Origin of the sequence: Kitasatospora sp. NPDC059088 (genome assembly GCF_042738155.1) — a bacterium.
In the GTDB taxonomy this organism is placed as follows: domain Bacteria; phylum Actinomycetota; class Actinomycetes; order Streptomycetales; family Streptomycetaceae; genus Kitasatospora.
This window is the reverse complement of record NZ_JBHYGR010000043.1, coordinates 24,378-33,993: the sequence shown is the minus strand read 5'-3', so window position 1 is coordinate 33,993 and position 9,616 is coordinate 24,378. Positions and strand designations below refer to the sequence as shown.

The 9,616-nt window shown below is 72.3% G+C and carries 12 protein-coding genes; 11 read left to right on the top strand and 1 reads right to left on the bottom strand.

Features of this window, described 5'->3' with window-relative positions; translation table 11 throughout:
- The first annotated feature begins 188 nt into the window (after positions 1-188).
- The 7 genes from rsmD (at position 189) to mutM (ending at position 5,488) form a co-directional block, all read left to right on the top strand.
- Positions 189-773: a 16S rRNA (guanine(966)-N(2))-methyltransferase RsmD gene (gene rsmD, locus ACFWXO_RS20660; RefSeq protein WP_375891739.1), complete on the top strand. Its 585-nt coding sequence runs from the start codon at positions 189-191 to the stop codon at positions 771-773.
- A 49-nt stretch (positions 774-822) separates the two neighbouring features.
- Positions 823-1,314, top strand: coding sequence for a pantetheine-phosphate adenylyltransferase (gene coaD / locus ACFWXO_RS20655; RefSeq protein WP_375891741.1), 492 nt, complete (start codon positions 823-825; stop codon positions 1,312-1,314).
- 195 nt (positions 1,315-1,509) lie between these two features.
- Complete coding sequence (locus ACFWXO_RS20650) at positions 1,510-2,766, top strand: ATP synthase F0 subunit B (RefSeq protein ID WP_380525273.1); 1,257 nt, start codon at positions 1,510-1,512, stop codon at positions 2,764-2,766.
- A gap of 162 nt (positions 2,767-2,928) precedes the next feature.
- Positions 2,929-3,573 carry a DUF177 domain-containing protein gene (locus tag ACFWXO_RS20645; RefSeq protein ID WP_375891745.1) on the top strand — a complete coding sequence of 215 codons (645 nt, stop codon included), beginning with the start codon at positions 2,929-2,931 and terminating at the stop codon, positions 3,571-3,573.
- Positions 3,574-3,575: 2 nt separating this feature from the next.
- Complete coding sequence (gene rpmF / locus ACFWXO_RS20640) at positions 3,576-3,749, top strand: 50S ribosomal protein L32 (RefSeq protein ID WP_030056747.1); 174 nt, start codon at positions 3,576-3,578, stop codon at positions 3,747-3,749.
- 20 nt (positions 3,750-3,769) lie between these two features.
- Positions 3,770-4,558, top strand: coding sequence for a ribonuclease III (gene rnc, locus ACFWXO_RS20635; protein WP_350508254.1), 789 nt, complete (start codon positions 3,770-3,772; stop codon positions 4,556-4,558).
- A gap of 54 nt (positions 4,559-4,612) precedes the next feature.
- A complete protein-coding gene (gene mutM / locus ACFWXO_RS20630; RefSeq protein ID WP_380525272.1) occupies positions 4,613-5,488 on the top strand; it encodes a bifunctional DNA-formamidopyrimidine glycosylase/DNA-(apurinic or apyrimidinic site) lyase in 876 nt (291 codons plus the stop codon).
- A gap of 36 nt (positions 5,489-5,524) precedes the next feature.
- Here the strand turns inward: mutM and ACFWXO_RS20625 are convergent, their stop codons facing one another.
- A complete protein-coding gene (locus tag ACFWXO_RS20625; protein ID WP_380525271.1) occupies positions 5,525-6,445 on the bottom strand; it encodes a hypothetical protein in 921 nt (306 codons plus the stop codon).
- Positions 6,446-6,763: 318 nt separating this feature from the next.
- Between ACFWXO_RS20625 and ACFWXO_RS20620 the strand changes: the two genes are divergently transcribed.
- From ACFWXO_RS20620 to ACFWXO_RS20605, 4 genes are all read left to right on the top strand, one after another.
- The gene (locus tag ACFWXO_RS20620; protein ID WP_380525270.1) at positions 6,764-8,113 is read left to right on the top strand and encodes a hypothetical protein; all 1,350 of its coding nucleotides are present in this window, start codon (positions 6,764-6,766) and stop codon (positions 8,111-8,113) included.
- A 124-nt stretch (positions 8,114-8,237) separates the two neighbouring features.
- Positions 8,238-8,537: an acylphosphatase gene (locus ACFWXO_RS20615; protein WP_380525269.1), complete on the top strand. Its 300-nt coding sequence runs from the start codon at positions 8,238-8,240 to the stop codon at positions 8,535-8,537.
- Between the two features lie 411 nt (positions 8,538-8,948).
- The gene (locus ACFWXO_RS20610) at positions 8,949-9,152 is read left to right on the top strand and encodes a hypothetical protein (protein WP_030243474.1); all 204 of its coding nucleotides are present in this window, start codon (positions 8,949-8,951) and stop codon (positions 9,150-9,152) included.
- A gap of 157 nt (positions 9,153-9,309) precedes the next feature.
- The coding region (locus ACFWXO_RS20605; RefSeq protein ID WP_380525268.1) for an AAA family ATPase at positions 9,310-9,616 on the top strand (307 nt) is incomplete at its 3' end.

Sequence of the window (9,616 nt, the reverse complement as noted above, 5' to 3'; positions counted from 1 at the left end):
GCGCGGGGGCGGGGGCGGGCCCCCCGGCGCCGGGCCCGGGCCCGGCCGGCGCGCCGGGCGCGCCGCCCGGCCCCCCCCCCCCGCGGCGGCCCCCCCCCGGTCGTTATCCACCGCTCGCCGGCGTTTGCCCGCTCGCAGCCGGGGCGGGATAGCGTGGTCGGGCAGCGACGAAAGGACCTCCCACCACCATGACCCGCGTGATCGCCGGGGCGGCCGGCGGCCGCCGACTGGCCGTACCGCCCGGCCGGGGCACCCGCCCGACCTCCGACAAGGCCCGTGAGGCGATGTTCTCCACCCTGGAGGCGTTCCGCGGCACCCTGCACGGGGCTCGGATGCTGGACCTGTTCGGCGGATCGGGCGCGGTCGGCCTGGAGGCGCTCTCGCGCGGCGCCGAGCACGTCCTGCTGGTCGAGGCGGACGCCCAGGCGGCCCGGGTGATCCGGGAGAACGTCCGCACGATCGGCCTGCCGGGCACGGAGGTCCGGGCGGCCAGGGCGGAGAAGGTGATCGCCGGGCCGCCCCCGCAGACCCCGTACGACCTGGTGTTCCTCGACCCGCCCTACGTGGTGACGGACGACGAGGTGCGCGAGATGCTGATCACACTGTCGGCTGGGGGCTGGCTCGCGGAGGACGCACTCGTCACCGTGGAGCGCAGCACCCGCGGCGGCGAGTTCGGCTGGCCCGAGGGCTTCGAGGTGCTGCGCTCCCGCCGCTACGGCGAGGGCACGCTCTGGTACGGTCGCGCCGCCGCCGAGGCCAGCGATCAGGAGTAGCGGGCCGCGGCCCGCAGCAGCCGTCACCCCACGAGGGAGCACACACGCCATGCGCCGAGCCGTCTGCCCCGGTTCGTTCGACCCGATCCACAAGGGCCACCTGGAGATCATCGAGCGGGCCTCCAAGCTGTACGACGTGGTGCATGTCGCGGTCCTGATCAACCGCAACAAGCAGGGCATGTTCACCGTCGAGGAGCGGATCGGCCTGATCGAGGAGGTCACCGTCCCGTTCGGGAACGTGGTGGTCGAGTCGCACCACGGCCTGCTGGTGGACTACTGCCGGCAGCGCGACATCCCGGCGATCATCAAGGGCCTGCGGGCGGTCAGCGACTTCGACTACGAGCTGCAGATGGCCCAGATGAACCACGGCCTGACCGGCGTCGAGACGCTCTTCGTGCCGACCTCGCCGACGTACAGCTTCCTCTCCTCGACGCTGGTCAAGGAGGTCGCCTCGTACGGCGGCGACGTCTCGCACCTGCTGCCGGAGACGGTGCACCGCCGGCTGGTGGAGCGGATCGCGGAGCGTAAGGCCGAGCAGTAGGGCCGGACGGCGGGCCGGGCCCCTTTCTGCCGGTTCGTCATGGCTTGTCCGGGGCGGTGGAGGCCGGTTCGGCGCAGGCGTTGTGAGCTCGCCGCGCGGGGGCCGTACAGTCTGTAGTCCTGCCCTGCGGTGAGGTCCACCGCGCCGGGCCTGCCTCCGCCGGACCGTCGGCGGCACACGGAAAGACGAAGCCCCGTGGACGTGCAGAACAAGGTCGACGAGATCGTGGCGGCGGTCGAGAACGCCCGCTCGATGCCGATGTCGGCCTCCTGCGTGGTGAACCGGGCCGAGCTGATCGGCCTGCTCAACGACCTCAAGGCGGCCATGCCCGCCGAACTCGCCCAGGCCCAGTCGGTGATGGCCGACCACGAGCAGGTGGTGGCCGACGCCCAGGCCGAGGCGGACCGGATCATCCAGGGCGCGCACTCCGAGCGCGGTTCGCTGATCTCCGACACCGAGGTGGTCCGCCGGGCCCAGAACGAGGCCGACCGGATCCTGGCCGAGGCCCGGGCCGACGTCGACACCCAGCGTGCCGAGGCCGACGACTACGTGGACAGCAAGCTCGCCAACTTCGAGGTGGTGCTGACCAAGACGCTCGGCGCGGTCGGCCGCGGCCGGACCAAGCTGCGCGGCGACGCCGGCTTCGAGGTCGAGGCCGAGAGCGACGGCGAGGAGTTCCAGCCGCAGCGGCACAGCCCGAGCCCCGAGGTCGACGAGTACGTCGACGTGAAGCTCGCCATGCTGGAGAACGTGCTCAGCGCGACCCTGGAGGCGGTCGGCAAGGGCCGGGACAAGCTGCTCGGCAAGAAGCCGATCGACGACCTGGGCGCCTACCTGGCCGCCGCCGACGAGGCCCAGCAGGCCAAGGAGCGCGCCGAGGCGGTGGCCGCCGGCTTCGCCGAGGACGCCGACGGTGCCGACCTCGCCTGGTACCGCGAGGACGTCCCGCAGCAGCAGACCTGGCCGGAGCAGACCCCGGCCGCGGCGGGCTGGCAGGCCCCCGGCGCGGACCAGTACGCGGCGACCGCCCAGCACCAGACCGGCCAGCACCAGGGCGACCAGCACCAGCACCAGCAGCACCAGACCGGCCAGCACCAGGCCGGGCAGTACGCCGAGGTGTACGGGGGCGGCTTCGACCCGGCCGGCCAGGGCGACCCGTACAACACCCAGTGGGGCCAGCAGCAGGGCGGCTACCCCCAGCAGCAGCCCCACTACGACGGCCAGCAGCACCAGGTCCAGCACCAGGGCCAGCACCAGGACGCCTACGGCTATCCCCAGCAGCAGGACGGCTACGCGGCCCAGCCGTACGACGGCTACGCCTACCCGCAGCAGCCCGCCCTGCCCCCGGCCGTGCCGCACCAGCAGCAGCAGCAGCAGAACCTGGACGAGACCAGCTTCTTCGACACCAGCATGATCGACATGACCAGGCTGAGGGAGCTCGGCGGCCGCTGAGCGGCCGCCCCGGAGCCTCCCGACGGGACCGAAGTTGGGCCTGGCGGGAGACTCCGGTAGTCTGACCACTCCGGCATCCCCATGTCCGGCTGTCGGCTTGCCCTCGCAACGCCGGCGCGTGACGGGGGGCACGGCGTTGATCCCTATGGAAGTCAGGACACCTTGAACCGCCTCGACCACCGCGACCCCCTCGTGTTCGACACGCACGAGCTCGGCCGTCGCCCGGGCTCGATGCGTAAGGTGAGCCGGACCCTGGAGGCCCCCGAGGGCTTCGGGATCATCGACGTGATCGGCGTCCCGGAGAAGAGCCCGATCGAGCTGGAGCTCCGCCTGGAGTCCGTGGTCGAGGGCGTGCTGGTCACCGGCACCGCCGACGCCCACGTCGAGGGCGAGTGCGTCCGGTGCCTGGAGCCCGTCGACTTCGACATCGACGTGGACTTCCAGGAGCTGTACTACTACCCGGAGTCCGACGAGCGTCACCGCGCCCGGACCACCGGGACCGAGGACCTCGACGAGGACTCGGAAGAAGAGACTTACCGCCTGGAGGGCGACCTGTTCGACCTCCAGCCGGTGCTGCGTGACGCGGTGGTGCTCGCACTGCCGCTGCAGCCGGTGTGCCAGGAAGACTGCCTGGGCCTGTGCTCCGAGTGCGGAGCACGCCTGAGCGACGACCCGGCGCACCACCACGACGCCGCCGACCCCCGGTGGGCGGCTCTGCAGGGACTCTCCGCCGCCCCCGGCGACGAGGGTGACGGGATCAAGAACAGCGACACCCGTGAGGGTGCCGCCGAGAACCAGGAGAAGTAGCCGTGGCTGTTCCGAAGCGGAAGATGTCGCGCAGCAACACGCGCCACCGTCGGTCCAACTGGAAGGCCGTTGTTCCGGCTCTCGTGGCGTGCGACCGCTGCCACGAGCCGAAGCTCGGCCACATCGCGTGCCCCAGCTGCGGCACGTACAACCGCCGCCAGGTCCTCTCGGTCTGATCGGCGGGGTGCACGGATCGATGTCGGACGGTAACTCCACCCGCAAGGCGTCCTCTGCCTCGAAGGGTTCTTCGGGCAGCGGCAAGGCCGGTGGGCCGGCTTCGACCGAATACGACGTCCTGGAAGGGCGCCTCGGGTACACGCTCGAGCGCGCCCTTCTGGTACGTGCCCTGACCCACCGCTCGTACGCGTACGAGAACGGGGGTCTGCCCACCAACGAACGCCTGGAATTCCTCGGCGACTCGGTGCTGGGCCTGGTGGTGACGGACACCCTCTACCGCGTCCACCCGGACGTCCCGGAGGGCACGCTCGCCAAGCTGCGCGCCGCGGTGGTCAACTCCCGCGCGCTCGCGGACGTCGGCCGGGGCCTTGAGCTCGGCACCTTCATCCGCCTCGGCAAGGGTGAGGAGGGAACCGGCGGCCGCGACAAGTCGTCGATCCTCGCCGACACCGTCGAGGCCGTGATCGGGGCCGTCTACCTGGACCAGGGCCTGGACGCGGCGACCGAGTTCGTCCACCGACTGTTCGACCCGCTGATCGAGGAGTCCTCTCAGCTGGGTGCCGGACTGGACTGGAAGACCAGCCTCCAGGAGCTCACCGCCTCGGTGGGCATCGGCGTGCCCGAGTACGTGGTCATGGAGTCCGGTCCGGACCACGAGAAGACCTTCACCGCGGCGGCCCGGGTGGCCGGCGAGGACTTCGGCAGCGGCGTCGGCCGCTCGAAGAAGGAAGCCGAGCAGAAGGCCGCCGAGAGCGCCTGGCGCGCGATCAAGGAGAAGTACGCCGACCGGCTGCCCGCCGGGGCCTGACCGGCGAGTAGCCTGGCCTCCTGCCGGATCGTCGTACGCAGGAGGCCTGTTCCCGTGCCCGAACTCCCCGAGGTCGAGGTCGTCCGCCGAGGTCTGGCGAACTGGGTCGCCGGGCGCACCGTCGCCGACGTCCAGGTGCTGCACCCGCGCGCGGTCCGCCGCCAGCCCGGCGGCGCGGCCGACTTCGCGGACCGGCTGACCGGCACCGTCCTCGGCGCCGCGCAGCGCCGCGGCAAGTACCTCTGGGTGCCGCTGGGCGGCCCCGGCGCCGGCTCCTCGCTGATCGGCCACCTCGGGATGAGCGGCCAACTCCTCGTCCAGGACCCGGCGGTGCCGGACGAGACCCACCTGCGGGTCCGGCTGCGCTTCGCCGACGGCGGGCGCGAGCTGCGCTTCGTCGACCAGCGCACCTTCGGGGGCCTGGCCGTCGAGGAGGCCGAGGAGGACGCCGAGGGCACCCCGCTCTCCATCGCGCACATCGCCCGCGACCCGCTCGACCCCCGCTTCGACGACGCGGCCTTCGTCGCCGCGCTGCGTGCCAAGCGCACCACCGTCAAGCGCGCCCTGCTCGACCAGACCCTGATCAGCGGCGTCGGCAACATCTACGCCGACGAGGCGCTGTGGCGCTCGAAGCTGCACTACGACCGGCCGACCGCGACCCTCGCCCGCCCGCAGTCCGAACTGCTGCTGGCCAACGCCCGGGCCGTGATGACGGCCGCGCTGGCCGTGGGCGGCACCAGCTTCGACAGCCTCTACGTCAACGTGAACGGCGAGAGCGGCTACTTCTCCCGGGACCTCGACGCCTACGGCCGCGAGGACGAGCCCTGCCGCCGCTGCGGCACCGCGATCCGGCGGGCCGCCTGGATGAACCGGTCCAGCTACTTCTGCCCCCGCTGCCAGCGCGTGCCGCGGGACCGCAGCGGGGACTGACACAGCGGGGACTGACGCAGCGGGGGCCGATCGCCGCTACTTGTGGGCGAGTTCGGGACGGTCGGCGGGCGTCCCGCCGGGGTTGCCGTGGGTGTCCTGGCCGAAGTAGGCGACACCGACCGCGGAGACCACCGCGAGCAGGAAGCCGACCACCCCGAGCCAGCCCAGGCCCGCCTTGGAGGAGTCGCCGAGCCAGAGCACGCCGATCGCGCCGGGCAGCACCGTCTCGCCGACCACCAGGGCGGCGGTGGCGCCGTTCACCGAGCCGATCTGCAGCGCCACGGTGTGCACGTACATGCCGCCGAGGCCGCCGACCAGGATCGCGTAGAGCGCCGGGTCGGAGATCAGCCGGACCAGGTCGAAGGGCTCCACGCCGTTCAGGACGCGCACCCCGACGCCCAGCGCGCCGAAGCCGAGGCCGGAGAGCAGACCGGCGACGATCGCCCCCTTGGAGCCCATCCGGCGCACCAGCAGACTGCCGCCGGCCAGCAGCACGGTGGTGACGATCAGCAGCCCCCAGTGGAAGGCCATCGACGCGTGGTGGCCGCCCTCCGGGCCGGCCGAGACCGCCAGCAGCACCAGGGCCGAGCAGAGCACGCCGATCGAGGCCCACTCCAACTGCTTGAGCCGGATGCCCAGCAGCTTGATGCTGAGCACCGCGGTGATCACCAGGTTGGCGCTGATGATGGTCTGGGAGAGGAACAGCGGCAGCAGCCGCGCGGCCAGCGCGCCGAGCCCGAAGCCGATCAGGTCGAGCACCGTGCCGGTGATGAACTCCCAGGTCACGGCGGCCTTGGCGGTGGAGGACAGACTCGGGCCACCGTGCCCGGTGGTCGAGCCGGCGGCGCCCTTGGCCGCCTCCTCCCGCGCCGAGCGGCGGGATCCGACGGCCTGGAGGACCGAGCCGGTGCCGTAGCAGGCGGATGCCGCCACAGCCGTGACGAGGCCGATGATCACCGAGCGCTCCGATCGGGAGTTGGGTCAAGAAGAAGTAATGGGACCGGCGGTCCGGGAACAGTCTGCCCCGTCGCGCGGTACGGTCGGGACGCCCCCTCGCACCGGGCCGGAGCGGCCCCCACGGTGCCCCCGGGCCCGCCGGGACGTACGTCCGGCCGCCTCATGTGGTTCCCGCGCCCCACGCGTATCGGGGTCGACTCGGGGAAATGTCATCCGCGAGAAGGGGAGCCGTCCGGCCGGACGGCGGGGAATCTTGTCATCACCAGTATGCGAAGGGTATGGCGTGCTCCGCCGCTGGTCACGGTAGCGTCGGGGGTTATGAGAACCCTTGCACGACGTTCCCGGGGCGCCGGGCCACTTGCCCTGGTGGCGGCGCTGCTCGGGGCGCTGCTCATGTTCGCCCCGGCGGCCTCGGCCGCCGGCGGTCTGAGCGACGCCGCAGCCACCCTCAAGAAGGGCCAGGTCTACGTCGCCCCGGCGATGCAGGACCGATTCAGTCAGGCCCAGGCGGACGCCCTGACCAAGAAGATCGAGAAGGCCGACAAGCCGATCTTCGTCGCGGTCGTCCCCGAGGCGGCCAACAAGGCCACCATCGGCACCGACCTGCGCACCCTGGTAGGCATCGACGGCGTCTACGCCGTCTGGCACGGCAACGACGACTTCCTGGCCTACTCGGACCGCGGGGCGATGAGCGCCGGCGCGGCGAGCCGGATCGCGGGCGCCGTCCACCGTGCCGACAAGGGCGACATCAACGCCACCCTGAACGACTTCGTCGACCAGGCCGCCCCGCAGACCAAGGGCAGCGGGGTCAACAGCAGCACCTCGATCGCCTGGGTGATCATCCCGGTCCTGCTGCTGGCCCTGGCCGGCGCCGGTGTCTTCTTCCTCTTCCGCCGCGCCAAGAAGCGCAAGGAGGAGCAGGCCCGGGCCGAGCTGGAGCAGCTGCGCCGCGTCGTCGACGAGGACATCACCGCCTTCGGCGTCGAGCTGGAGCGGCTCGACTTCAACCCGCGTGCCGCCGACGCCGACGACGCCCAGCGCACCGACTACAGCCACGCCCTGGACTCGTACGAGAAGTCCAAGCGGCTGATGGAGGAGGCGAAGAAGCCCGAGGACGTCAAGCAGGTCACCGAGGCGATCGAGGAGGGCCGGTTCCAACTGGCCACCCTGGCCGCCCGGCGCGAGAAGCGCCCGCTGCCCGAGCGGCGCCCCCCGTGCTTCATGGACCCGCGGCACGGCCCGTCCGTCAAGGACGTCGACTGGGCCCCGGCCGGCGGCTCCGCCCGCCCCGTCCCGGTCTGCCAGGCCGACGCGGACCGCGTCGCGGCCGGCCTCGACCCGGCGGTGCGCACCGTCGACACCGAGCACGGCCCGCAGCCGTACTGGAACGCGGGCCCGGCCTACGCGCCGTACGCCGGCGGGTACTACAGCGGCTTCGGCGGAGGCAGCCTGCTGGGCGGCCTGCTGGTCGGCACCATGCTCGGCTCGATGATGAGCTCCCCGGCCTACGCGGCGGCCCCGATGATGGAGGGCGGCCACGGCGGCTACCAGGACCAGTACGAGGGCGGCGACTTCACCGGCGCCGACTTCAACGCCTCCGACTTCAGCGGCGGCGACTGGGGCGGTGGCAGCGGCGGCGACTTCGGCGGCGGCGGCGGGGACTGGTGACCCGCTGATCCGCTGATCCGTCCGCGATCCCCACGGCCCCGCCGGTTCCGACCGGCGGGGCCGTTCGCCGTCCCCGGCAGGCCTGGAGCGGTGACCTGCCCCGGGGCCCGTTAGGGTCGGGGGCATGCACGGTCGCGATGCCCACAGTGATGAACCGGTCCGGGTGACCGCCTGGGTCCGGGGGAAGGTCCAGCAGGTCGGGTTCCGCTGGTGGACCAGGGCGCGGGCGCTGGAGATCGGCCTGACCGGCTACGCGAGCAACCTCGGCGACGGCCGGGTGCAGGTGGTGGCCGAGGGCCTGGCCGCCGACTGCGAGCAGCTGCTGGCCCAGCTGCGCGGCCCCGACACGCCCGGCGCGGTGAGCGGCGTGACGGAGATCTGGACCGCCGTCGGCGCAGGTTACGAGGGTTTCGAGATCCGCTGAGCCGTCTCCCCGCGGGGCGCCGCCGCCGCGCCCCGGAAATGATCGGCAACCGTCGGTGTCATACGGTTGCCATTCGGGCAGACTCGTGGTTGACTCCGCATCGAACGATGATCCACGAGCACGTGGTGGACCCGGGCCCGAGACCCCCAGGCGTGACGACACCGCCGGGCAGGTGACAGGGGCGCGGTAGCGTGCGGTGATCGTGTTGACCCTTTCCGTCTTTGGTGAGACGCTTGAAGCCCGCGCACACGATCGCGTTCCCCGGCAGGCGCATGCTCTCGTGAGCCCAGCTCACGGCGGTTGTGCCGTAGTGCCCAGCCAGCACTTCCGGTGCGCGCCGCGCGTGCGTCCCCCTTCCCCCTAGACCTGTACCGTTCCGGTTCGGTCACTCAGCGTGGAGGACCATTCATCATGGCAAAGGCGCTTCTCGGGTACGTCGGCGGCCCCGACCCGCGAATGCTCTCCGAGATGCGACGGCTTCAGCAGCGCGTCCAGGATCTTGAGTCCGAGCTCCTTCGGATGCAGGCTGAGAACGACGCGCTCACCGCTGTCGCTGACGAGCACTCGCTGCTCAACAGCATCGATCTGGACCAGCGGGAGCCGGCGCTCACCTGAGCCCCGCCCCGGTCCTCCCAGATCGACGCCGCTGTGCACTGAGCCGCCCCGAAAGGGACGCAGCTTTGCAAGGGACGCCCGGATGTGGCGTCCCTTCGTCGTGTCGGACTGCGGATACAGTCGGTTCCCGTCGTGAGCGAATGAGGGGACCGGCCGCGTGCACCTGAAGAGTCTGACGCTGCGCGGGTTCAAGTCCTTCGCCTCCAGCACCACCCTGCGCTTCGAACCGGGCATCACCTGCGTGGTCGGCCCGAACGGCTCCGGCAAGTCCAACGTGGTGGACGCGCTGTCCTGGGTGATGGGCGAGCAGGGCGCCAAGTCCCTGCGCGGCGGCAAGATGGAGGACGTCATCTTCGCCGGGACCAGCGGGGGGGGGGCCCCGGGGGCGGGCGCGGGGGGCCGCGCCCCCCCCGCCACCCCCCCGGCCCCCCGCCGCCGCGCCGCCGCGCGGGGGGGGAGCCCCC